Origin of the sequence: Cedecea sp. (genome assembly GCF_036500665.1) — a bacterium.
GTDB lineage: Bacteria > Pseudomonadota > Gammaproteobacteria > Enterobacterales > Enterobacteriaceae > Cedecea.
Window position 1 is genome coordinate 18,702 of the sequence record NZ_DASYBS010000013.1, and the last position, 21,790, is coordinate 40,491.

A 21,790-nucleotide genomic window follows, 5' to 3' on the forward strand; every position below is an offset into this window, starting at 1 on the left:
CAATTTTTTACCTGGCCAATGGCACAGTGGTTAAGACCAGCCCGGCCAGCCCTCATCCTCCGCCCGAAGTCGTTTCTCATCCAGTCGCCCATTCCGATAACACAACGATGCCCCCGGACTCATAACCAACCCACTGCCGCGCATAAGAATGGCTATTTGTTCATCTGTGGCCTGGAAACCCCGTCGATTTAGTTCCAGTGTTAACCGCCTCCGGGTTCCCTCCGTACAGTTATTGACAGAACTCCAAGGGTGATTAAGGTCAGGGTCAAAAGCAGCCTCCGCTTGCGCTTCGGCCAACTTCGGCACCCTGTCCCACTTAACCAGGCGCGTGACGATTTCAGAATCGGACACATGCGGCGAGTAGATACCCTGGACACGCTGCACGTCCTCCGCGTACTCATTGCCCTGCTCGGTGATTTCGTATGCGAGGCGCACGATCAAATCCTTGCGAGAAACCAGCGCACCGCCCTGGGCTTGCGTATAAGACGCCCAGCACCCAACATCAGCCGCAGCCAGCACAGCATCCATGCGTTTGTCTGGCAGTTTCTGATCGCGCAGGCGTCGCAGCTCACGGTATACGGTTACCGGCGCCCCACCGATTTGCTGAAACTGGCGAATACGCCAGCGTGATGCCCAGGCAGAAACGGCTTTAGCCATCTCGCGCAAGTTTTCGCCGGTTTCGTCGTCTTTCTCACCGTCCAGGGCGTAACCGTCGATATTCTTGGAAATGTATTTGGCAATGTAGCCCGTTGCGGAACCTTTGGCCGGATCGATAGCTTCAACATGGAAACGTGCTTTTAACGCATCAGGGGTTTGAAGCTCTTCCGAATCGGTAATACGGGCGTAATAGCACATAATATCGCGCACCGTATCTACATCATGTGGGTGCATAAACAGCAACATATGCCAGTGCGGGGTTCCATCGTGGTGGGGCTCAACAACGCGGAAGCCAAAAACGTGGATGCCCGCACGTGAAAGCGCGGCGCGGACTTTTGCCCAGACGCTGCACAAGTATTTTTGCGTGTCCTGCGGGTTGCTCCCGTTCCATTGAGAAACAAAACCGCCGCTGCTATGAACAGCGTGATAACGTGATGGCGCGGTTATTGTGTAGAACTCTCCCGCCAGTTGCTCTTCGTTGGCCATATCTTCAAATCCTCTCATTCTTACCATTAGTTCAGCGCGACGTATCGCCGGATTCGCCACGCTCCCGTAGACCTTATCCGCCATGTCGATACGGTCACCTTCTTTATTAATCAGATCGAACTTTTTAAAAAATTCCGCGTTGCGCTTCTTCTGCTCCAGCCATTCACCCAGGGTGCCGCGTGACACATAAGCCGTTGCTGCCTTTTGCACCTGCCCCACGGCGATGGCCAGATGCTCGCGCTGAACATCACGCATACGCTTCAACCGGCCCTGCCACCATTCCGGCGCCATCATGCGCAGCAAACCAGATTCCGCTTTACGGTTAGCCAGCTGACCACCATTCGCGTTGTACGTTGCCCAGTAAGGCGGATGATTCCCCAACATCAAAGACAGCCCGCACAAATGGCGGTAACTCTCCATCGTGCGGCGATGTAGTTCGTCGGGGTCCCCGGTGGCTTCGTCGAAAGCGGTATCAGTGAAGGAATAAAAGGACTCAGCCAGCCACATGGCCACGCGCCGGGATAGCTTTTTAATCTCCAGCCGGTCAAGCGCAGGAAGGCGTTGCATGGCTTTGCCGAATGGCAAATCGTCTACATCACTGGCCAGCCTGTAGCGGCCAGATACTTTGCGCAGACGTGGCAATACGTTCTTTCCAATGGTCTGGCGTAAAAAAGTATTGGCACGACGACGCCCACCGCGTGGGGCGTTAAACAGTTTTTCGTAACGCTGGCCAAAGTATCCGGCCAGCCAGTCGGGGATTTCGTGGATGTACTGAGAGCGGAAGTCATGATCCGCAGGGTTTACCTGCCACAACTTCCGCTCTGTCAGCGTTACATCTTTTGGGAGGCCAGGTGCAAAATGCTCACGCCGCCAGATATCAACGGCGTGATGCAGGCCATTAGCCAATAGCTCAGCCACGGCTTACCCATTTTTTCCAGCAATCCAAAGCGAAGCTGGAAGCAATGACTACCAGCGTTACCGGCCACAAAGCGGAGGTAATAGCGATCATGACAGCATCAAAGATATCCGGGCGCTCTTCTTCGTTACTTACAATCCAAAGAGAGACAGCCAAAGCCACAGCTGCACCCAGCAGGTGCCCACCAATCAGGAATCCAGTTGTCATTTGAGCACCGCCAGCAATTCAGGTGCTAAAGAAGCGCCACCCTTACCCGCGCCGATACGGCGAGGCGCGGTTAGTTTATGAATATTAAAGCGGCCATAAAGGCTGCGGGTTTCCTGGGTATCGCTATTAGAGGCAGCAACTGGATACCCCTCCAGCGATAGCCTGTAGAGCGAATGCGCCAGATGCAGCTGGTTATCAGATGTGAAGCCATCGGTGTGGTATTGGGTAAAGCAGGCTGTAGCGCTTTCCGGGATGTAAGGGGGATCACAGTACACAACATCGCCAGGGCGCACCATACGCAATGTTTCCTCAAAATCGGCGCAAATAAACGTTGTTCGTTTTGCCTTCTCAGCAAAAGCCCGGATCTCAGCTTCGGGGAAATACGGCTTTTTATAATGGCCATAAGGTATGTTGAAATGGCCGCGCTGATTGTAGCGGCACAAGCCACGGTAACCATGGCGGTTCAGGTACAGGAACACCGTAGCGCGCCACTGCCATTCTGGTTCAATATTGAAAGATAAGCGCAGGTCATAGTACAGATGTTCTTCGTTTGACCGCTCAAAGAAGGGTTTTGAATCGGCTATGAATTGCCCGGCGTCCATCTGGATATATTTGCAAAGATGGATTAAATCCGGGTTCACATCAGCGATCAGATACTCGTCATAATCAGTGTTCATCATTACGGCACAGGAACCGCCGAACGGCTCCACCAGACGTTTACCTTTCGGCAAGTGCTCCAGCAGCTGCGGCATAAGGGAGGTTTTGTTACCTGCCCATTTCAGTGGGGTTTTAATGGTCATCTATTCACCCTCCCCGGAGATTTCATATCTTTCAGAAACTGCCCCCCCTCAAAGGTTAAAGCCCAGCGGTTAACCCCCCAGTGAAACATCACCAGTCCTTTTTTAACCAACGCAGTACCCGTGCGACAGGAGGGAGATTGCAGGGCATAGCCACCTTTCACATCGGCCACGCGGCGCATGAAATCCACCTGTGCCTCTGACAACTTTAATTCCTTATTTTTCAGTTCCATACAGCACCACCATTGCCACTCAGGTTTTCGGATTCCTGGCGAATAAGTTCGATAATCTCAACCGGGCTTAATTCTTTGCTGGCGGCGTAAGTGGCCAGCAAATCCAGACGGGTAGAGCACAGGTCTGCGGCGGCGCGTTTGCCAGCTTCAGTAGCTCTTCTCAGTAGTTGCGGCAGGTCTGCACTGCTTGCTGTCGGGATGTTTTGACGAACCATTTTCATGGGTATTTCTCCAGATTTAGAAAAAGTGAGCCCCCGGCCACCGAAGGGGAGCCGTAAGGTTTTGCGTAATTTTTGAGTTAGTGAATGGCGGCGGTGGCCATTCCAGGGGTAAAGCGAGCGTTTGGCGCTGGCAGCGCGTGAAGCGGCAGGGACAGTTCCCACCACCTGTGAATCATGAGCACAACAGCGCTTTGCCCCAGCATCCCGGCCACAACATTAAGAGACTGAATAGCCCCCAGGGCCTGCGCCTGATCGGCTACCGCTTCGGCCTCCCGGTAAACCCGGCACCAGAAAGCGGCATAAGCGGAAAGCCACTGCTGCGGGTTGTTCAGGTGCGCGGTGTCGTTGAACTGGAACGCGGTCAGCTCTACGTGCTGGCCGGTATCGTTGTTTTTGGTCAGGAACTTGTGAACGTAATTTGGGCTCACGCCCCAGCTCTGCATATCCGCTAACAACCCCTGCTTTTCTACTGAGATAATTTTCATCAACTGCTCCTTAGTGTCTGCGTTCAGCAACGTTATTCCTGAGCGTGGCGCGGGCTTCAAGTATTGCCTGCACAACATCCGAAGCCTTTGAGGTGTCGCCACCCGGTTTTACTGCCGATGGTGCTGCCAGTTTTACCGGCTGTACGAAGTCCAGATCCCCAATTGCCCCAAAAGCACTAACCAGGGCATCCAGACGTTGAATACCACGCTTTAAGCGAAGCAATTCGCGGTTATCAAACTCAGACCAGGAGTAAGAGCAATAACGTCCCCCCAGCCCGGCAGCATGAAGCACCACGCCGCGACGCTCTTTTGTTAAGCCGTTCCACACATCGCGGGCGCGGCTGTGATGGTCTGTTACCTGCTGGCGTAGCGTGGCCAGCCATTTTTTATGGTCAGCCACGGCAAAGCCCTCCGATCCGATTCAGGAATGCGCGCCAGCCAGGGCGGCGGGCTTTGTTAGCTACGAAATTGAACCGGGTAGCCGGGTTCCACAGTTGGCCATTCGGTAGTTCAATCCAGCCGTGGCCATGCGCATTAAACTGCGGCGTTGGCGACTGGTTTTTGAGGTAAGTAACGAAAGGTTTGTTGTGCATGGTTTTCCCTCACATGAGACCAGCGGCGTTGCCTGTGACGAGATCCACAGCAGCAGCCAGCACGGGGGCGGATTGAAAACGGGCTTCAACGGTGTAAACCAGCATTGAAATACTGCGGATGGCTTCGTTTGCACGGTCAAGGATGGCGTTTTTACGCGCAGCGGTCATTTTCTCAGGCGATACAGCTTCCCCGGCAATCGCCCCAACGCTGGCGCTGGCGGTCAGCGCACATAGCTGCATGTTGTTTTCCGTAGTATTGTTCACCGGCACCGAAGGCAAGCAGTTAATCTGCGCCAGCATCCCATCCAAAAGGCGGGCATCCTCGGTGTAATCGGTAATGGCCAGCAGTTCATCCACAGTCATGCGGTGCGGTTGGGCTGGGTTTAATTTGTTGCGAAGTACCTGAACGCGCATACCAACGGCATACGCCACATCTTCCAGGTTGTTAGCTTGCGCGAATGCCCGGCAAGCTGCATCAAAGTGGGAATGTATGGAGGTCTGATAATAAAACATGGTTATCTCCAACGTGATCGCTAGGATGAACTCAGGCCTGCAACGCGATGTTGCATTCACTCAGCGCCTGAACGGTCAGCGCGGCCATGTTGATTTCGACGCGGGCGCGGGGTTTATCCCCTTTGCCACGGATTGGAAGACGACCATCACGAACCATATCGCGAGCGGTTCCCATAGCGGTGCCGGTCAGGCGGCAGTACTCATCAATAGGAAGGTAAGGCGTTAGGATGGTGATTGTAATGTTAGGACGCATCAGGCAAACTCCTTTGTTCAGTTGAGCACGGCAATGCTCATTGATATTCACTTAACTCTAACTAACGGAGATAGGTTAATTCTCGCAATCTTAATTGTCAATTTAAATTAGAATTGCAGAAACCCCTATTAGCTATGGCACGATTCAAAATTGAGCTAACTGTTGATGGCACCCCTGTACTTGATCGGATTATTGAGGCGTACGGATTCACCCAAAAAATGCAACTTGCAGCACATCTGAACATGGCAGCAAGCTCGTTATCCTCCCGTTACAAGAGGGGCGTTTTTCCCGCTGATCTAGTCGTTCAATGCATGTCTGAAACAGGAGCTAGCCTAGAGTGGCTGGCAACTGGCAGCGGCAAAAAGTTTGAAAGTGACGAACTGGACATAATGAAATTTGCTCGAAAAAAACTGGTAGATGGCCAGCTTTACGACTCGGGCAGTGTGATGTTCGATAAGGTTTTTTTCCGGGCTGGCGTTCCCCTCCCGGCAAATCCTCTATGCGTGGAAGATGAGAAAGCCCAGTACATCATCGATCAGACATTCACAGAGGTGTACGATGGGGAATGGCTCGTGGTGATAGAAGGTAAAACCAGCGTCCGAACACTAACCCGCATCCCTATCAAAAAAGTGCGCGTAAGTGGCGTGGGGATGGCTTTTGACTGCGGCCTTGATGATATTGAGGTTATTGGCCGCGTCGTAATGACGATAACCAACTAAGCGCATGAGCATAAGAAAGCAGCCAGACGGCAAATGGTTAATATCGCGGGCGGTTCCCATAGGGGTTCCGGTCAGGCGGCAGTACTCATCAATAGGTAGGTAAGGCGTAGGGATGGTGATTGTAATGTTAGGACGCATAAGGCAAACTCCTCAATTCGTTTGAACTCGGCAAAGTTCATCAGTATTCGCAATTAGCAAACAACAGGAGCTAGGTTACTTAGATATTTTCTACGTGTCAACACCACTAAGACAATTTCTAATTACCAAGATCGCAAATGGCACGATTCCGAATTGACCCAGGCACTGATAGCGCCCCAGTTTTAGATAGAGTCATTGAGGCTTACGGCTTCACCCAGAAGATGCAGCTAGCGGAGCACCTTGATATGGCTGCAAGCTCGCTTTCTTCGCGGTACAAGCGCGGCGGGCTACCCGCAGATATCATGCTTAAATGCATGGCTGAAACTGGGGTAAGCCTCGAATGGCTGGCAACTGGAAGCGGCAAAAAGTTTGAAAGTGACGAACTGGACATAATGAAATTTGCGCGCAAAAAATTGGTGGATGGCCAGCTTTACGACTCGGGCCGTGTGATGTTCGACAAGGTTTTTTTCCGGGCTGGCGTTCCCCTCCCGGCAAATCCTTTATGCGTGGAAGATGAGAAAGCCCAGTACATCATCGATCAGACATTCGCAGAGGTGTACGACGGGGAATGGCTCGTGGTGATAGAAGGTAAAACCAGCGTCCGGACACTAACCCGCATCCCTATCAAAAAAGTTCGCGTGAGTGACGTGGTGATGGCTTTTGATTGCAGCCTTGATGATATAGAGGTTATTGGCCGCGTTGTTATGACGATTACCAACTAAGCATATGAGCATAAGAAAACAGCCGGACGGCAAGTGGTTACTGGACTTTTACCCGGAGGGGAAACCGAAGGGCAAGCCCAGCAAACGCATTCGTAAGACGTTTTCGACTAAAGGCGAGGCGCTGGCATACCAGAACCACACCCTTGAAAACATACACGTTAAACCGTGGCTGGACGGCAAAGAAGATCGGCGCACTCTGCGCCAGCTGGTAGGCCAGTGGTTCGACGAACACGGCGTAACCCTGGACGATGGCGAGAAGCGAAAAGGGGCGATGGAGTTTGCCTGTGCAAGCATGGGGGAACCGCTGGCGCATGAGTTTGATGCAACCATGTTTTCCCTGTACCGAAAAAAGCGCCTGTCCGGTGAGATCGTCCGAACCACCCGCGTCAAACAAGTATCACCCAGGACAATGAACCTTGAGCTGGCCTATTTCCGCGCCGTATTCAATGAACTAAAACGCCTCGGCCACTGGAAGCTTGATAACCCGCTCTCCGGGGTTCGCGCCTTTAAGTCTGAAGAAGCGGAGCTGGCTTATCTTGAGCAAGACGAGATCAGCAGCCTTTTGGAACAATGCAAAGCCAGCCGTAACGAAAGCACATTCTGGGTGGCCTGCGTCTGTCTGGCCACCGGCGCACGATGGGATGAAGCGGAGTCACTGACGACAAAGCAGATCAAAAACCTCAAGGTTAGTTTCTTCAAGACCAAAGGCAACAGAAACCGCACGGTACCAATCAGCAAAGCATTTTATGACGCGCTACCGAAACCAGAAAAACCAGGGCGGCTCTTTAAGTCATGTTATTCGGCGTTCCGCAAAGCGGTAGAGCGTGCTGATATTGAGCTGCCAGACGGCCAACTTTCGCACGTGTTACGCCACACTTTCGCATCACACTTTATGATGAACGGCGGGAACATTTTGGTTTTGCAGCGCATACTTGGCCACACAGATATTAAGATGACAATGCGTTATGCGCATTTCGCGCCTAACCATTTTAACGAGGCCATAGAGCTTAACCCCCTGGCAAAAAGTGCCCCCTTTCTGCCCCCTCAGGACTCAAACAACCAATAAAACCCGATAGCATTCGTTTTACAAGCTGCTGAAAACAAAGTAAGTTATTGTTTTATAAGGCTGGTACATGCTTCTCATAATCGCTTGGTCGCTGGTTCAAGTCCAGCAGGGGCCACCAAATACAAAAAGGGCTGACGATTTCTCGTCAGCCCTTTTGTTTTGTAGATTACGGGTATTCAGCTCACACCAGCGCCCGGAGCTCTTCCTTCATATAGGTAGAGAAGTATTCAGGGTTTTTAATAATCACGCGGCCGCCGGACTCGATTCTCTCCGCCCATTCGGCTACTTTTTTCGTGAAATCGGCGTTCCATCCCTCCTGAACGCCTCGTGCGGTGACTTCAGCTGCGCTAGCCGGGACGCCCAGCTGCTTCAGGTACCTAAACATTCCCTTCGCTGTACTTTCGTCCATAGGATGTGGCACGGATGCCGAGGTGTTCATACCACCAATGAAGTCTAATGCTTTATCAATCGCTGTTGTCATAATTTATCCTTAAAATCAACCGCTTAATAAATAAGACTGTGACACGCGAGATCAAATGTACCATTAATCAAACTTCATTTTTTCAGGGTCAGTCACGTTTAAAGCCTCTGACGCCTTATCAGTATCTGGATGCGGCTGCTCTGCACCCGGCAGGCAGCCGCTGAAGATTAGAACTTCTCCCAGTTATCTGAGCTCCCGCCGCTCACGGCAAGCGCGGTTTTACGCGTCGCTAAAACGGGTGCAGCCTGAATCAGCCGCGCGTTAGCGGCCGCTATAGCCTGCCCGGTATTGAAAATACTCATCAGTTGCACAAGCCTGGTGGCCTGATCGCGGAGGCTCTCGGCGGCGCTGGCTGACTCCTCCACCAGCGCAGCGTTCTGCTGCGTCACCTGATCCAACTGAGTGATAGCGACGTTGATTTGGACGATGCCCTGTCCCTGCTCTTCCGTGGTCACGCCAATCTCAGAGATCAGCCCGGCCACGCGGTGGGACTGCTGTACCAGGTCATCGATCGTCGTACCGGCAGAGTTAACCATATCCGATCCTTTTGTCACTGTTCGCATACTGTCCTCAATCAGGGTTTTGATCTCACTGGCCGCAGAAGCTGAACGCTGTGCCAGAGAACGCACTTCCCCGGCGACGACCGCAAAACCGCGTCCGGACTCTCCCGCACGGGCGGCCTCAACGGCGGCATTTAACGCCAGAATGTTTGTCTGGAAGGCAATACCGTCGATAACGCCGATAATATCGCCAATTTTCCGCGAACTGTCGCTAATCTCCTGCATCGTCAGCACCAGGTTATTCACAGCATTGCCGCTTTGGGTCGCCGTTTCGCTTGCCGAGTTTGCCAGGCGAGTCGCGGTGCGTACCGTCTCGGCATTCTGCTGAATAGTCTGGCTCATTTGTTCCATCGAGGCCGCCGTTTCCTGCAGGCTGGCCGCCTGCTCTTCGGTACGCTGGCTAAGATCGGTGCTGCCGGCCGCAATTTCGCTGGCACCAACAGAGATAGAATGGCTGCTATCACGCACTTCACGGACGATGCCTAAAAGGCGGTTGCGCATATCGTCCATGGCGGCAAGCAGGCTTCGGGTATCACCGTTCCTCAGCTCGACGGCCGTATTGAGCTGCCCCTCAGAAACTTGTTTGGCAACGGACACGGCATAAGCTGGCTCACCGCCAAGCTGGCCTTTAACCGCTCGCCCGATGCCCCAGGCAATCAAAGAGCCAATCACCGCGCTGATGATAGTAATAAGCAGCAGCAGGTTGCCCGAGAAGTGCGCTTCATCGACATAATTGCGCGACATTGCCACCGTGGTACCGGAGTGATCGCCAATCATCTCACTCAGCGCGTCCAGTACCCTGGCCTGCGGGCCAACCACTTCATTGATAACCAGCGATCGAGCCGCATCGTACTGCCCTGCCGCGCTAACGCTCATCACCTTGCGCAGCGCCTGGGAATAGGCCGGGCGAACGCTATTCAGATTGTCGAACAGCTCACGAGAACGTTTAAGTTTTAGCGCCTTATCCAGCTGTTTTAAAAGGGTATTGTTATCGGTGATGCGCTTTTCCAGTACCAGGTTGGTTTTTGTAATGTAGTCCCGGCTCTCTGCTTCGGTATGCGGCAGCGTCGTGAACAACGCCATATCACGAATATCGTGGGCGTTGTCCGTAATATTGTCCTTAATTTTTACGATCAGCAGTAAATTCACCAGGCGGACATTCGCTGCGTAATTAAGGTTATTTCCAACAGAAACCAACTGCATTCTGGCAAATAATGCGACAAAGAATCCAATGGCGATGACCAGCGCAAAGCCAGCCCCAAGCATAGTGCTGAGCCGCATATTTTTCAGTTTGTTCATAAATCCCTCTGAGCTTTTATGGTTATATCGCAGGCAATAAGAGGAGGTAATCGGTAGAAATCACATCAACAGTTGCGACAGTATATTTTGAATTATTGGATTTTTATCGGCAGCTTATGAGACTTCTTTAGCTAATATTCACCAGGAACTTACAACAAGAAACAATGACAGAAAGATGACAACAGATGGTCACTACTTATATTTTTGATAAAATTAAAACTACTATATTTAGGAGGGGCAGCCCCGCCCCACTTTATGGTTAACGGAGCTGAAATTGATGAGTCCCTGGCAGAATAATTATTTATCCGCAATAAAGTGGTCGTCATCGCCTACCGGGATATAAACGCGAACCCACTCCTTCCCGTCGATGATATCCCAGCTATGCCCTTCACCCGCCGTATCGGCCGCAAGCAGCACCGTACCTGGCTCGATGATGAAAGTTGAGCCGTCGCTGACCTTAAACTTCAGCCTGCCTTTAAGGGTCACCACGTACTGTTTTTTCGGCGCCGGATGCACGCCTTTCTGCCACTCTTCAAAAGTATTACTGAAGTAGAGATTCTCGGAAGAAAGTTTTGCCAGGGAAGGAATTGAGCCTTTTACAAATGCAGAGTGATTATTCGCGGTGTTAATCAGTTTCACGGCTGGAATACGGTGCTCGCTAATGCCTTTTTTAGGCTCTTCTGCATGCCCAACCATTGCCATCAACAAACCTGCGGTCGCCAGCAGAAGTCGTGTTATTTTTTTCATGATAATGTCCAGAGTTAATTTCACCCAGAGATACTCTGAGTAACAGATCGCGAGGTTAAGAAATAAATGTCGGATTAGTACATCAGAGGCGATGAATTTCGTCAACAGCTTACAACACAAGTTTATTTAGTTAATAAATTAAATATAAATAAAGAAAATAATTCAGCCCTAAAAAGGGATTCTCTTCGCCACCATTAATTTAAGTCGAGCACAAACTCACTTATCGTTAAGCTAAAAAAGAATGACTGAGAACCAAATAAACTAAATACAGGCAGTGATAACCAGAATTTGGCTTATGGCCAGGGATAAACGTTATTCGCCTGATTCGTTCAGCAACGAGTCCGTTCTCAAAAAGGCAACGCAATGCACCATTTTTGCTGCTTTAACGATGCCGCCGGGTATGGCAGCTTGAAGGAAAAGGAGACACCCTATGAAACTGCCCTCTTCCCCCTGGTGGTGGGATCTTTCCACCCGCGAATTCAGCGAGCTGGAGATGCACAATATTGTCGCGGTGCTGCCCGTTGGCGCCGTGGAGCAGCATGGCCCCCACCTGCCGGTGCGGGTCGATGCCGCTATCAATGCCGGAATTATCCAGCGAGCGGTAGAACATCGCCCCGCTGGACTGCCCGTGCTATTTATGCCCGCTTTGCCCATCGGTAAGTCTGACGAACATCTCGCCTATCCGGGTACGCTCACGCTGCCTTACGAAGTGCTCGGTCAGGTGTGGTTTGAAGTGGCCAAAAGCGCCTGGCGGGCAGGTATCCGCAAGATAGTGTTCTGGAACTCGCACGGCGGGCAGCCGCAGCTGATGGAAATGGTGTGTCGCAAGCTGCGCGTGGAGCTGGATATGCTGGCCGTTGGCGCCAGCTGGTTCCGCACCATTGATACTTCCGATCTTTACAGCGAAGCGGAACGTCAGCACGGCATTCACGGCGGGGAATCAGAAACCAGCGTGATGCTGCACCTCCACCCGGAGTTAGTGCACATGCAGCATGCGGAGAATTTTGTCTCGGCTTCGGTAGCGATGGAAGCCAAAGGAGGTATCCTCACACCGGAAGGCGGCGTCAGCTTTGGCTGGATGGCTCAGGATCTCCATCCTTCGGGCACAACGGGGAATGCTGCGGCCGCCGATGCCGAAAGAGGTGAAATTGAGGTCGAACGCGCCGCCCGCGCCCTGCTGCAGCTAATAGAAGAGGTCAGTAAAGCCGACCTCAGCCTGCTGACCCCACACACCGCTTTTAGTCGCTGAATACTCCGCCCGACTTCCCGCCGGGCGCTACTCCATCTGCAGCATCATGCCTTTAAGCGTTTCGGCCAACACGCTGCCGATGGCGCTGGTGCCGCGATCGTGGCCTATCAGCATCAGGGTTTGCGTTTGCTGGCCCAGCTCCCGCACCGGAATATAAACCAGCCGCCCGCTCCTCAGGTCGGTTTCGATATCAAACGGCGTCAGGAACGTCAGCGCCTGGTCCATCATCGCCGACTGGCGCATCACCTCGATGGAGTTGGTTTCGATAGCCGGCTGCAGCGCCACCATCGCCCGAGCGAATACATCGTTCAGGTAGGGGCGAATCACCGTGGAATCATCGGCGATGACCATAGGATGCGGCATACAGTCGCTCAGGCGCAGGCTGCTTTTGTCTGCCAGCGGATGCCCCGGCGCAACGACCGCGCCCAGCCTGCCCGTCACGCTGGCAATGCTGCGCAGCGCTGAGCGCATTTCAAAATCAAAACCAATCCCCAAATCCACGTCGCCGGAAGCCACCGCGCTGGTGATATCCTCGCCGCGTGTCATCTGCTGCAGATGCAGCTTTACCCGTGGGTTGGCACGGCGGAAATCAGCTGCCGCCCTCGGGATCAGGTTAGCCGCCAGCCCGCTCATCATTGCCACCGTCACTTCCCCACGCCGCAGTCCTTTTAGCTCCTCAATTTTAATCTGCGCCCATTCCAGCTCTTTAAAGCTCTGGCGCACGTGGTGAATCAGCGTTTCACCCGCGGCGGTGAGGATCATTTTACGCGGCAAACGCTGGAATAAAGGCGTGCCCAGCTCTTCCTCCAGCGCCAGCAGTTGGCGGTTGATCGCCGAAGCGGAAATATGCAGGCGTTCCGCGGCCTTACGGATCGAACCACTGCGCGCCACCTCATCAAGATAAACCAGTAAACGATATTTCAGCATTGGGGCTCCTGCGTTGCCTAAAAGGCATCGGTCAGTACGAAAATACGTGCTTTTAAGATATCGCTAAGCGCGGCATAACTGAAGCCATCAATCATCCTCCATCCACAATCCTGGGAGAGAAAAGATGGCAGGCATCACCCGCAGAAACTTCGCAAAAATGCTGGCAGGCGCCGTGGTACTCCCCGCGCTTGCCCCCGTAATGTCACGCTCTGCTCTGGCGGCAACGAAAGAGTTTAAGGTGGCGCTGCTGCTGCCGGGGACCATTTCCGACGGCGGCTGGAATACGCTGGCGTATCAGGGCCTGCAAAGCCTGAAAAAATCCGGCATTAAGGTGGCCTGGAGCGAAAGCGTGCCGCAGGCACAGATGGAACAGTCGATTCGCGGCTACGCGGACGATGGCTACAACCTGATTATCGGCCACAGCTTTGAGTACGGCGCGGCGTTCACCGAAATCGCGCCGGACTACCCGGATACCGACTTTTTCGCCTCCACGTTTAAACCTGCGGAAGCGGCACCGAAAAACGTGGAATACATCAATCTGGCCTACATTCAGGCCGCGTATGCCGCAGGCGCGCTGGCCGCACTGATTTCCGACAAAGGCAAAGCCGTGGGCTTTGTGGGCGGCGGCGATAACCCGACCCAGCAGGGCATGATGCGCGCCTTTATCCTCGGGGCGGAAAAAACGCGCTCGGGCATTAAGGGCCTTGGCGTCGTCACCGGCGACTACGGCAACGCGGCAAAAGGGCGTGAGGCCGCCACGGCCATGATAACCAACGGCGCAGACGTTATCTGGCATGCCGCCGACGTCACCGGCCTCGGGGCGCTTCAGGGTGCGATTGCCGCGAACGTCAAAGCCATTGGCTGCTACACCGATCAGAAAGAGGTCTCCCCCAGCCACATCGCCTGCAGCTTTAAGCAAAACCTGGACTGGGTTGTGGAGCAGGTGGGCAGCGCGGCGGCAGGTCATGCCTTTAAGGGCGGCGAAGAGTGGTCGCCGAGCGTCGCCAAAGCCTGGTCGGTTATCTACGGCAGCACATCCCACAACGCCAGCCTGGTGAGCGACGGCGCCTGGCAAGCCTTCCAGAAAATCTGGCAGCAGCTTGATACCGGCGCGTTATCCGCCACCGCCTGACCGGGAGTTAACAGATGAACATAGCTGCGCCTTTGCCGCGTGTAGCGTTGAATCGCATCACCAAAAGATTTGCCCGCGTCACCGCCAACGACAACGTCTCGATGACCATTGAAGCCGGTGAGATCCACGCTCTACTGGGCGAAAACGGCGCAGGAAAAAGTACCCTGATGCAAATTCTCTACGGCCTTTATCAGGCCGATGAAGGCGATATTGTGGTAGCGGGTAAAAGCGTGAAGTTTCGCGACCCGAGCGACGCCATCGCCTGCGGAATCGGCATGGTTCATCAGGAATTTATGCTGGTGCAGCCGATGACGGTCGTCGAAAACGTGGTGCTCGGCCTGAAAGAGAATGCCAGCGGCGTGCTCAACCTGAAGGCCGCGGCCGCCCGGCTGAAGGCGCTGTCGGACAAACATGGCCTGGCCATCGATCCCTGGGCGCGAGTACAGCACCTTTCCGTTGGCGTTCAACAGCGGGTTGAGATCCTCAAGCTGCTCTATCGTGACGCGCAGGTTCTGATCCTGGATGAGCCCACGGCGGTGCTCACGCCGAAAGAGAAAGAAGGCCTGTTTGCCACGCTGAAGTCGCTCTGCGCCGAAGGACGATCCGTGGTGATCGTCACCCATAAGCTTTATGAAATCATGGCGATCGCTCGCCGGGTGTCCGTCATGCGGGCCGGAAAAATGGTGGAAACCGTGGCGGTGTCTGACACCTCCGAAACCGATCTGGCTCGCCGCATGGTTGGCCGTGATGTTGTATTGCGGGTCGACAAAACGCCCAGCAGGCCTGGCCGCAACGTGCTGCACGTGGACAGCATTGCCCTGCGCGACGAAACCGGCCAGCAAAAAATTTGGCGTGCTTCGCTTAAGGTCGCGGCGGGCGAAATCCTTGGCATCGCCGGCGTGGAAGGTAACGGCCAGTCGGAGCTGGCAAGCGCCCTGCTCAACCTGATGCCGATAGAAGCCGGCCGTATTCTGCTGGAAGGGAAAGATATTTCGGATGCTACGCCCGCTCAGCGTCGCCAGAAAGGCATCGGTTTTATTCCCGCAGACCGCCGGGAAGTCGGCTCATTCGTCACCCTTTCGCTGGAAGAAAACGCCATGCTCGGCTCCCAGAGCAGCTTCACCAAAGCCAAAGGCTGGCTGCTGGATCGCCTGAAAATAGCCCGCCATGCCAAAGAGATCATTGCGCGTTTTGACGTTCGTGCCCCGGACGCTCAGTTCGAAGCCGGCAAGCTTTCAGGCGGCAATCTGCAAAAACTGATCCTCGGGCGCGAAGTCGCGCAGAACCCGAAATTACTGATCGTTGAGCAACCCACTCGCGGGCTGGACGTGGGCGCGGTTGAGGCCGTTTGGGCGGGCCTGCTGGCGGCACGAGACAGCGGCTGCGCCATCGTGCTTATCTCCGCTGAACTCGAAGAAATTCTCAACCTCTCGGACCGCATTGCCGTGATGTACAACGGCCAGATCGCGGGCGAGATGGAGACGGCACACGCCACGCCGACCCTCCTTTCTGAACTGATGGCCGGTGGCAGCCCGACTCACGCGGAACAGCAGCATGACAAAGTGGCTTGAACGACGCCTCTCCCCGGCACAGTCGCCCTCAGCGTTGGCGCTGACCAGCTTCGGCGGCATTCTCGGCGCATTTATCGTCGGTGGGCTGCTGTTTTTACCCTTCGGCGCGAACCCTTTAACTGCTTATGGCTTTCTGTTCAGCGAGGCTTTTGGCTCCGCTCGCGGGTTTGGCCTTAGCCTGGTGCAGGCCACGCCGCTGATGCTTATCGCGCTGGCAACGCTGGTCATTTGGCGCGCGGGACTGGGCTATATCGGCTTTGAAGGCTGCTTCCTGGTTGGCGCGGCAACGGCAAGCTGGATAGCGCTTTCCGGCACGCCGCAGGGCCTGCCGTGGAAGCTGCCGGCCGAACTTTACTGGCCGATAGTGCTGTTGGTGACGTTTATCGCCGGCGCGCTCTGGGCTGGTTGGGTAGGCGCCCTGCGCGTGCGCTTTGGCGGCAACGACGTCCTGACTTCTCTGATGGCGAATTATGTCGCCATCTTTTTAGTTCAGTACCTAGTTTCTGGGCCGATGCGTGCGCCGGGAGATCTGCCGCAAACGCCCCGCCTGCCGCAGGAAACCTGGCTGCCGATAGTTCTCAGCGGCATAAAAACGCACTGGGGTATCGCTATCGCGCTCATCGCCACGCTGTTCACCTGCTGGCTGATACGCAGCACGCCTGCAGGCTACGAAATCAACCTGGCGGGGCTGAATCCGAAAGCAGCACGCTACGGCGGCGTGGATGTTGCCCGTCGCCAAATGAGCGCGGTTTACCTGGGCGGCGGCTTTGCGGCTCTCGCCGGGCTGTGCGCGGTGCTTGGCGTACAGCACCGATTAATGGACGGCATTTCCGGCGGCGTTGGCTTTATCGGCGTAGTTGTGGCGCTGCTGGCGCGGCTGAACCCGCTGCTGGTGATCCCTACCGCCATTATGTACGGCGGGCTGCAGGTTGGCGGCGGTGCCATGCAGCGTGAAACCGGCCTGCCAACTTCGGTGGTGCTGATATTACAAAGCCTGGTGGTCATGATGATTCTGGCAGGAGACGTGCTGCGTTATTACCGCCTGCGCCTGCCAGCCCGGACAGTCGTGCAGGATGCTTTAGTGGAGAAAAAATCATGAGCGCAATGACCCATCTGGATGCCGCCTTTTTCATCGGCTGGCTGGCAGCGGCCATCCGCCTTGCAGGCCCGGTCTTACTTGCCGCCCTCGGCGAGATCTACGCCGAACGCGCAGGTGTGCTCAACATCGGGCTGGAAGGCACTATTTTGCTGGGGGCGCTCAGCAGCTATCTTGCGGCCGCGTATACCGGCTCGACGCTGCTCGGCTTTTTTGCCGGCGGCGCAGGCGGGCTGCTCGTTGGCGTGTTGCTGGCCGCGCTTTATTTACGCGCCCACGCCAGCCAGATTGTGATCGGCATTGTCTTTAACATTCTTGCGGCGGGCCTGGCCTCCTGGATTTATTCCCTGGCAATGGGCACCAGCGGAACGGCGGCGATCCCGATGTTTGCTGCCTGGCCCGTGCCGCTGCTGTCATCCCTGCCGTTTATCGGCCCGGTACTTTTTACCCAGCCCTGGCCGCTCTATCTCACCCTGGCTCTGGTGTTTATCGCTCACTTTGGCCTGTTCCATACCCGCTTTGGCCTGGCGCTACGCGCCGTGGGTGAAAACCCCAAAGCGGCCCATGCCGCCGGGCTTAGCGTGCTGAAACTGCGTACCTGGGGCGTGCTGTTTTCCTGTCTCGGGGCCGGGCTTGCCGGCGGCTATCTGGTTACCGCGCAAATCGGCCTGTTCCGCGACAACGTGGTCAGCGGCCAGGGGTTTATCGCCTTGGCTATCGTGATTTTTGGCCGCTGGAGCCCGCTAAAAGCCCTGCTGGCCGCCTTTATTTTTGGCGCTGCCGATGCGCTGCAGCTCTCTTTGCAAGTCTTCGAAAGCTCGCTGCCGCCGCAGGTTCTGCTGGCGCTGCCGTACCTGTTAACTATTCTGGCGATGTCCGGCGTGGTGGGGCGAACCCTCCAGCCCCGCGCCCTGACGCAGCCTTATCGCAAGGAGTCATAATCGATGAAACATTTCCGCCTTACCGACGTGTCCAGCGCCCAAGCTTTTCGCATCAGCCCAACGGACAGCAACTACTTTGCCGTGCTGTTCGACAAACATCAGGACGATATCGAAAACGTGTTTGTGGTTGAAATATTTACCCCCGGCGGCGCCACACCTCCTAATGTGCATGCCGAAGCGCATGAATTTTTCTATGTCCTCGCGGGGGAGGGTATCGCGCGCTGTAACGATGAGGAGACGGCAATTCGTAAAGGCGATGCCCTGCTGCTGCATCCGGGCAATGAACACGCCATCCGCAATACCGGCAAGGGCAAGCTGTATACGTTAACGGTAATGACGCCAAACGAAGGCTTCGCCGAATTGATCCGCCGCGGGAGCCCGGTCTCGCTGGACGAAGAAGATCTCCTGGTGCTGCAAGGAGAAGCAGAGTAATGGCTGGTTATCCCCTCGGCAGCGCCCGGCGCAATCAGTGGCTGGTGACACCGCAAAGCGTGAACATGGTTCGTGCGGGCCGCCCTTCACGGCCGGTATCTCTGGAAAGCCGTGGGCGCGAGATCACGCTCGATCTGGAACATAGCGCACTGATCGTCATTGATATGCAAAATGACTTTTGCCATCCGGGAGGCTGGCTGGCGCATATTGGCGTGGACGTCACGCCCGCCCGCGCACCAATTGATCCGCTGCGTAGGCTGCTGCCGTCGGCACGTGCGGCCGATGTGCCGGTGATTTGGCTTAACTGGGGCAACCGCCCGGACAGGCTCAACCTTAGCCCCGCGCTGCTGCATGTTTATAACCCGGACGGCACCCAAACGGGCCTGGGCGACCCGCTGCCTGAGTCCGGCGCGCCTGTACTCCAGGCAGGAAGCTGGGCGGCAGATATCGTGGAGGAACTTGCTCCCGTCCCGAGCGATATTCGCATCGATAAATACCGAATGTCCGGCTTTCAGGACACCGTGCTGGACAGCGTGCTGAGAAATTTGGGCGTAACCACGCTGCTGTTTGCGGGCGTGAACGTTGATCAGTGCGTGCTGTGCACGCTGCAGGACGCCAACTTCCACGGCTACGACTGCCTGCTGCTGGAGGATTGCAGTGCCACCACGTCGCCGGAATATTGCGTGGATGCCACCTTATATAACGTACAGCAGTGCTTCGGTTTTGTGGTCAACTCCGGCGAATTGCTGGCGAAGCTGAAATAAAAAAACGCTGGTTTTTAAGCCAGCGTAAGATTGATGACAAACAGTCGAAAAACGTGGTTTTCGACTGTTTGGGGCAAACCAGAGAACATAATCCATTGTTTTTATTAGACCGAGGTTCAGGCTCTGATAGTACAATGAACTTTGCCCAGACTCTACGCTGGTTTTTAAGCCAGCGCTCATTCAGGTAACCACGCGTGTTATCAGAGCTTTTCGCCGTTGCTCTCGATAACGTCCTTATACCATTTGAAGGACTTTTTGCGGCTGCGGCTCAGGCTACCGTGGCCTTCGTTGTCTTTATCAACATAGATAAAGCCGTAGCGTTTTTTCATCTCGCCCGTTCCGGCGGAGACCAGGTCAATGCAGCCCCAAGGGGTGTAGCCCATCAGGTCCACGCCGTCTTCCACCACCGCTTTTTTCATTTCCGCGACGTGAGCAGACAGATAGTCGATGCGGTACTGGTCATCCACGAAGCCGTCATCCTGCGCAACGTCAATCGCCCCGAAGCCGTTTTCTACGATGAACAGCGGCAGCTGATAGTGGTCCCAGAACCAGTTCAGGGAGTAACGCAGGCCCACCGGGTCAATCTGCCAGCCCCAGTCTGACTTCTGCACGTACGGGTTAGAGACCAGGCTCTTCGATTCGTCGTAGTCGAACTGCGGGTTGTCGGCGCTGGCCTTGGTGGCAAACGACATGTAGTAGCTGAAGCCGATGTAATCGACGCAGCCTTCGGCAAGCGCGGCCAGATCTTCGTCGGTGATATCCAGCTCAAAACCACGGCGCTCGAAGTAGTTCAGCAGGTGCTGCGGATACTTGCCGCGCACGTGCACGTCGGTGAACCAGTAGCGGCGGTGCATCGCGTTCATCGCCATCATCATGTCGCCCGGCGCACAGGTCAGCGGGTAGATTGGGCACATGGCAATCATGCAGCCTACCTGCAGCGCTGGGTTGATTTCACGAGCGGCGCGAACCGCCAGGGCGCTGGCAACCAGCTCATAGTGAGACGCCTGGTACATCACCGGCTCACGGTCTTCGCCCGGCTGATACTTGAGGCCCGAGTTGGTGAACGGCGCGAAATCTTCGTGGTAGTTCGCCTGGTTATTGATCTCGTTAAAGGTCATCCAGTACTTCACCTTATGCTGGTAGCGGGTGAAGACCACTTTTGAGAAGCGCAGGAAGAAATCAATCAGCTTACGGTTGCGCCAGCCGCCGTACTCGGTCACCAGGTGGTAAGGCATTTCGAAGTGCGACAGCGTAATCACCGGCTCGATGCCGTGCTTCAGGCACTCGTCGAACAGGTCGTCGTAGAACTGCAGGCCGGCTTCGTTCGGCTCCAGCTCGTCACCCAGCGGGAAAATACGCGTCCAGGCGATGGAGGTGCGGAAGCATTTGAAGCCCATCTCGGCAAACAGCTGGATGTCTTCTTTATAGCGGTGGTAGAAATCGATCGCTTCATGGTTGGGGTAATTTTTACCCTGCAGCACGCCGTCGGTAATTTCACGCGGGACGCCGTGGGCGCCGGCCGTCATCACATCGGCAACGCTAATGCCTTTGCCGCCTTCCTTCCAGCCGCCTTCCAATTGATGCGCCGCAACCGCGCCGCCCCACAGAAAACCTTCTTTAAATCCAGACATATTCTCTCCCTTAATTAGAGATCGCATGCTGCGACCGATAGTGCTGATTAAAATGGTAGACCGCGCCAATGAGCCCGGCATCGTTGCCGTGGCTGACGGTGTCGATATAGTCGTCGATGGTGAACCAGGCCAGGTGTTCGCGCAGCAGCTCAAGGAAGCCAGGGCGTTCCACAATGCCGCCGCCGAGCAGAATTTTTTCCGGGTCGAACAGATTGACGAGGTTATACAGGCCGGTGCCGAGGTCGTTGAAGAACGCGGTCACCATGCGCTGGCAGGCCACGTCGCCCGCATCAAAGCGGTCGAAAATCTCTTCCCCACTGACTTCTTCAAGCGGCTTGCCGACGTACTCAGCGTAGTCTTTGCGTAAGGTTCTCAGCGTGCAGGTATCGTTCATGGTGTAGCGGCGAACATCGCGCGGGCCTGGGCGCTCGGTCAGCATGTAGCCAAACTCTCCCGCCCGGAAGCGTGCGCCGTGTACCAGCTGGTTATTACAGAAAATTGCGCCGCCGATGCCGGTGCCAATGGTGAGCACAAGAAAATTGCTCATCTCTGCCGCTTTGCCCTGCCAGCGTTCGGCCAGCAGTACGCAGTTGGCGTCATTTTCGATGGCGACAGGCAGCTGCGTGCGCTCTTCCAGCCACGCTTTGATGGCGAAATTGTCAAAACGGCGGATAGCGCCGCCCATTTCGATAAATCCGGTATGCGGGTTCACATAGCCAGGCGCGCTGATCGCCACGCCTTCGCAGCCGGGGTGAGCGGTTATCCACGCCAGAATAGCCTGTAAGATTTGCTCGCCGTCGCTGTCGTTAATCGTCTCTTTGCCCTTGGCCAGGATCTCGCCCTGTGAGCTGACGATCCCCATTTTTAAGGCGGTACCACCGATATCAAATGCGGCGATATTCATACGTTACTTTCTCCCAGCTATTCTCGCGATGGCGTATTTCTTGCCGACAA

At 55.1% G+C, this 21,790-nt stretch carries 26 protein-coding genes; 10 read left to right on the forward strand and 16 right to left on the reverse strand.

The genetic code is table 11. The features are described from left to right. Positions 1–30: 30 nt before the first annotated feature. From VGM55_RS01695 to VGM55_RS01740, 10 genes are all read right to left on the reverse strand, one after another. Positions 31–2,061 (reverse strand): replication endonuclease, encoded by a 2,031-nt coding sequence (locus tag VGM55_RS01695; protein WP_331634386.1) that lies wholly within the window; start codon positions 2,059–2,061, stop codon positions 31–33. Next, entirely contained in the window at positions 2,054–2,266 is a 213-nt protein-coding gene (locus VGM55_RS01700) for a hypothetical protein (protein WP_331634387.1), read from the reverse strand. The genes VGM55_RS01695 and VGM55_RS01700 overlap by 8 nt, the downstream gene beginning before the upstream one ends. Further along, complete coding sequence (locus tag VGM55_RS01705; RefSeq protein ID WP_331634412.1) at positions 2,263–3,060, reverse strand: DNA adenine methylase; 798 nt, start codon at positions 3,058–3,060, stop codon at positions 2,263–2,265. The genes VGM55_RS01700 and VGM55_RS01705 overlap by 4 nt, the downstream gene beginning before the upstream one ends. Before the next feature lie 2 nt (positions 3,061–3,062). Further along, the gene (locus VGM55_RS01710) at positions 3,063–3,296 is read right to left on the reverse strand and encodes a hypothetical protein (protein ID WP_331634388.1); all 234 of its coding nucleotides are present in this window, start codon (positions 3,294–3,296) and stop codon (positions 3,063–3,065) included. Further along, positions 3,287–3,517 (reverse strand): DUF2732 family protein, encoded by a 231-nt coding sequence (locus tag VGM55_RS01715; protein ID WP_331634389.1) that lies wholly within the window; start codon positions 3,515–3,517, stop codon positions 3,287–3,289. The genes VGM55_RS01710 and VGM55_RS01715 overlap by 10 nt, the downstream gene beginning before the upstream one ends. Positions 3,518–3,594: 77 nt before the next feature. Next, complete coding sequence (locus tag VGM55_RS01720) at positions 3,595–4,002, reverse strand: hypothetical protein (protein WP_331634390.1); 408 nt, start codon at positions 4,000–4,002, stop codon at positions 3,595–3,597. 10 nt (positions 4,003–4,012) lie between these two features. Then, positions 4,013–4,402, reverse strand: a complete 390-nt coding sequence (locus tag VGM55_RS01725; RefSeq protein WP_331634391.1) for a hypothetical protein — start codon at positions 4,400–4,402, stop codon at positions 4,013–4,015. Beyond that, positions 4,395–4,595 carry a phage filamentation protein Fil family protein gene (locus tag VGM55_RS01730; protein WP_331634392.1) on the reverse strand — a complete coding sequence of 67 codons (201 nt, stop codon included), beginning with the start codon at positions 4,593–4,595 and terminating at the stop codon, positions 4,395–4,397. The genes VGM55_RS01725 and VGM55_RS01730 overlap by 8 nt, the downstream gene beginning before the upstream one ends. 9 nt (positions 4,596–4,604) lie before the next feature. After that, positions 4,605–5,108 (reverse strand): phage regulatory CII family protein, encoded by a 504-nt coding sequence (locus tag VGM55_RS01735; RefSeq protein WP_331634393.1) that lies wholly within the window; start codon positions 5,106–5,108, stop codon positions 4,605–4,607. Positions 5,109–5,139: 31 nt separating this feature from the next. Next, positions 5,140–5,361, reverse strand: coding sequence for a regulator (locus VGM55_RS01740; protein WP_331634394.1), 222 nt, complete (start codon positions 5,359–5,361; stop codon positions 5,140–5,142). Positions 5,362–5,495: 134 nt separating this feature from the next. Here VGM55_RS01740 and VGM55_RS01745 point away from each other — a divergent pair, with 134 nt between their 5' ends. The 3 genes from VGM55_RS01745 to VGM55_RS01760 all read left to right on the forward strand — a co-directional run bounded on the left by VGM55_RS01745 (position 5,496) and on the right by VGM55_RS01760 (position 8,006). Further along, positions 5,496–6,080, forward strand: coding sequence for a phage repressor protein CI (locus tag VGM55_RS01745; protein ID WP_331634395.1), 585 nt, complete (start codon positions 5,496–5,498; stop codon positions 6,078–6,080). A gap of 275 nt (positions 6,081–6,355) precedes the next feature. After that, entirely contained in the window at positions 6,356–6,940 is a 585-nt protein-coding gene (locus tag VGM55_RS01755; protein ID WP_331634397.1) for a phage repressor protein CI, read from the forward strand. 4 nt (positions 6,941–6,944) lie between these two features. Then, positions 6,945–8,006, forward strand: coding sequence for a phage integrase (locus tag VGM55_RS01760; RefSeq protein ID WP_331634398.1), 1,062 nt, complete (start codon positions 6,945–6,947; stop codon positions 8,004–8,006). A 181-nt stretch (positions 8,007–8,187) separates the two neighbouring features. Here the strand turns inward: VGM55_RS01760 and VGM55_RS01765 are convergent, their stop codons facing one another. The 3 genes from VGM55_RS01765 to VGM55_RS01775 all read right to left on the reverse strand — a co-directional run bounded on the left by VGM55_RS01765 (position 8,188) and on the right by VGM55_RS01775 (position 11,093). Continuing rightward, positions 8,188–8,487 carry a DUF1889 family protein gene (locus tag VGM55_RS01765; protein WP_154187054.1) on the reverse strand — a complete coding sequence of 100 codons (300 nt, stop codon included), beginning with the start codon at positions 8,485–8,487 and terminating at the stop codon, positions 8,188–8,190. Positions 8,488–8,654: 167 nt separating this feature from the next. Continuing rightward, positions 8,655–10,346, reverse strand: coding sequence for a methyl-accepting chemotaxis protein (locus VGM55_RS01770; protein ID WP_331634399.1), 1,692 nt, complete (start codon positions 10,344–10,346; stop codon positions 8,655–8,657). Positions 10,347–10,643: 297 nt separating this feature from the next. Then, entirely contained in the window at positions 10,644–11,093 is a 450-nt protein-coding gene (locus VGM55_RS01775) for a hypothetical protein (protein WP_038475901.1), read from the reverse strand. Between the two features lie 430 nt (positions 11,094–11,523). Between VGM55_RS01775 and VGM55_RS01780 the strand changes: the two genes are divergently transcribed. Continuing rightward, on the forward strand, positions 11,524–12,342 hold the full coding sequence (locus tag VGM55_RS01780; protein WP_331634402.1) for a creatininase family protein: 819 nt from the start codon (positions 11,524–11,526) through the stop codon (positions 12,340–12,342). Between the two features lie 27 nt (positions 12,343–12,369). On the opposite strand, the gene VGM55_RS01785 is transcribed toward VGM55_RS01780, so the two are convergent. Further along, positions 12,370–13,269, reverse strand: a complete 900-nt coding sequence (locus VGM55_RS01785; RefSeq protein ID WP_331634403.1) for a LysR family transcriptional regulator — start codon at positions 13,267–13,269, stop codon at positions 12,370–12,372. Between the two features lie 124 nt (positions 13,270–13,393). Here VGM55_RS01785 and VGM55_RS01790 point away from each other — a divergent pair, with 124 nt between their 5' ends. Genes VGM55_RS01790 through VGM55_RS01815 form a run of 6 tightly spaced genes read left to right on the forward strand, consistent with a single transcriptional unit; the run spans position 13,394 to position 19,205 of the window. Then, positions 13,394–14,401: a BMP family protein gene (locus tag VGM55_RS01790; RefSeq protein ID WP_331634404.1), complete on the forward strand. Its 1,008-nt coding sequence runs from the start codon at positions 13,394–13,396 to the stop codon at positions 14,399–14,401. 14 nt (positions 14,402–14,415) lie between these two features. Continuing rightward, positions 14,416–15,972: an ABC transporter ATP-binding protein gene (locus VGM55_RS01795; RefSeq protein WP_331634405.1), complete on the forward strand. Its 1,557-nt coding sequence runs from the start codon at positions 14,416–14,418 to the stop codon at positions 15,970–15,972. Next, complete coding sequence (locus tag VGM55_RS01800) at positions 15,956–17,071, forward strand: ABC transporter permease (RefSeq protein WP_331634406.1); 1,116 nt, start codon at positions 15,956–15,958, stop codon at positions 17,069–17,071. Before VGM55_RS01795 ends, VGM55_RS01800 begins: the two co-directional genes overlap by 17 nt. Beyond that, on the forward strand, positions 17,068–18,009 hold the full coding sequence (locus VGM55_RS01805) for an ABC transporter permease (RefSeq protein ID WP_331634407.1): 942 nt from the start codon (positions 17,068–17,070) through the stop codon (positions 18,007–18,009). The genes VGM55_RS01800 and VGM55_RS01805 overlap by 4 nt, the downstream gene beginning before the upstream one ends. A gap of 3 nt (positions 18,010–18,012) precedes the next feature. Further along, positions 18,013–18,441 carry a cupin domain-containing protein gene (locus VGM55_RS01810; RefSeq protein ID WP_154187046.1) on the forward strand — a complete coding sequence of 143 codons (429 nt, stop codon included), beginning with the start codon at positions 18,013–18,015 and terminating at the stop codon, positions 18,439–18,441. After that, positions 18,441–19,205 carry a cysteine hydrolase family protein gene (locus VGM55_RS01815; RefSeq protein WP_154187045.1) on the forward strand — a complete coding sequence of 255 codons (765 nt, stop codon included), beginning with the start codon at positions 18,441–18,443 and terminating at the stop codon, positions 19,203–19,205. Before VGM55_RS01810 ends, VGM55_RS01815 begins: the two co-directional genes overlap by 1 nt. Before the next feature lie 200 nt (positions 19,206–19,405). Here VGM55_RS01815 and VGM55_RS01820 read toward each other — a convergent pair whose 3' ends face one another. Together VGM55_RS01820 and bglK are read right to left on the reverse strand one after the other, a co-directional pair. Beyond that, positions 19,406–20,836 carry a 6-phospho-beta-glucosidase gene (locus VGM55_RS01820; protein WP_154187044.1) on the reverse strand — a complete coding sequence of 477 codons (1,431 nt, stop codon included), beginning with the start codon at positions 20,834–20,836 and terminating at the stop codon, positions 19,406–19,408. Between the two features lie 10 nt (positions 20,837–20,846). After that, on the reverse strand, positions 20,847–21,740 hold the full coding sequence (gene bglK / locus VGM55_RS01825; protein ID WP_154187043.1) for a beta-glucoside kinase BglK: 894 nt from the start codon (positions 21,738–21,740) through the stop codon (positions 20,847–20,849). Positions 21,741–21,790 lie beyond the last annotated feature (50 nt).

Bases quoted from the DNA above. Each gene is read 5' to 3' on its own strand.
- VGM55_RS01800 (WP_331634406.1), top strand. From the start codon at position 15,956: ATGACAAAGTGGCTTGAACGACGCCTCTCCCCGGCACAGTCGCCCTCA.
- VGM55_RS01785 (WP_331634403.1), bottom strand. From the start codon at position 13,269: ATGCTGAAATATCGTTTACTGGTTTATCTTGATGAGGTGGCGCGCAGT.
- VGM55_RS01730 (WP_331634392.1), bottom strand. From the start codon at position 4,595: ATGCACAACAAACCTTTCGTTACTTACCTCAAAAACCAGTCGCCAACG.
- VGM55_RS01765 (WP_154187054.1), bottom strand. From the start codon at position 8,487: ATGACAACAGCGATTGATAAAGCATTAGACTTCATTGGTGGTATGAAC.
- VGM55_RS01815 (WP_154187045.1), top strand. From the start codon at position 18,441: ATGGCTGGTTATCCCCTCGGCAGCGCCCGGCGCAATCAGTGGCTGGTG.
- VGM55_RS01760 (WP_331634398.1), top strand. From the start codon at position 6,945: ATGAGCATAAGAAAACAGCCGGACGGCAAGTGGTTACTGGACTTTTAC.
- VGM55_RS01780 (WP_331634402.1), top strand. From the start codon at position 11,524: ATGAAACTGCCCTCTTCCCCCTGGTGGTGGGATCTTTCCACCCGCGAA.
- VGM55_RS01820 (WP_154187044.1), bottom strand. From the start codon at position 20,836: ATGTCTGGATTTAAAGAAGGTTTTCTGTGGGGCGGCGCGGTTGCGGCG.
- VGM55_RS01790 (WP_331634404.1), top strand. From the start codon at position 13,394: ATGGCAGGCATCACCCGCAGAAACTTCGCAAAAATGCTGGCAGGCGCC.
- VGM55_RS01715 (WP_331634389.1), bottom strand. From the start codon at position 3,517: ATGAAAATGGTTCGTCAAAACATCCCGACAGCAAGCAGTGCAGACCTG.
- VGM55_RS01745 (WP_331634395.1), top strand. From the start codon at position 5,496: ATGGCACGATTCAAAATTGAGCTAACTGTTGATGGCACCCCTGTACTT.
- VGM55_RS01810 (WP_154187046.1), top strand. From the start codon at position 18,013: ATGAAACATTTCCGCCTTACCGACGTGTCCAGCGCCCAAGCTTTTCGC.
- VGM55_RS01700 (WP_331634387.1), bottom strand. From the start codon at position 2,266: ATGACAACTGGATTCCTGATTGGTGGGCACCTGCTGGGTGCAGCTGTG.
- VGM55_RS01720 (WP_331634390.1), bottom strand. From the start codon at position 4,002: ATGAAAATTATCTCAGTAGAAAAGCAGGGGTTGTTAGCGGATATGCAG.
- VGM55_RS01735 (WP_331634393.1), bottom strand. From the start codon at position 5,108: ATGTTTTATTATCAGACCTCCATACATTCCCACTTTGATGCAGCTTGC.
- VGM55_RS01740 (WP_331634394.1), bottom strand. From the start codon at position 5,361: ATGCGTCCTAACATTACAATCACCATCCTAACGCCTTACCTTCCTATT.
- VGM55_RS01755 (WP_331634397.1), top strand. From the start codon at position 6,356: ATGGCACGATTCCGAATTGACCCAGGCACTGATAGCGCCCCAGTTTTA.
- VGM55_RS01770 (WP_331634399.1), bottom strand. From the start codon at position 10,346: ATGAACAAACTGAAAAATATGCGGCTCAGCACTATGCTTGGGGCTGGC.
- bglK (WP_154187043.1), bottom strand. From the start codon at position 21,740: ATGAATATCGCCGCATTTGATATCGGTGGTACCGCCTTAAAAATGGGG.
- VGM55_RS01710 (WP_331634388.1), bottom strand. From the start codon at position 3,296: ATGGAACTGAAAAATAAGGAATTAAAGTTGTCAGAGGCACAGGTGGAT.
- VGM55_RS01805 (WP_331634407.1), top strand. From the start codon at position 17,068: ATGAGCGCAATGACCCATCTGGATGCCGCCTTTTTCATCGGCTGGCTG.
- VGM55_RS01775 (WP_038475901.1), bottom strand. From the start codon at position 11,093: ATGAAAAAAATAACACGACTTCTGCTGGCGACCGCAGGTTTGTTGATG.
- VGM55_RS01795 (WP_331634405.1), top strand. From the start codon at position 14,416: ATGAACATAGCTGCGCCTTTGCCGCGTGTAGCGTTGAATCGCATCACC.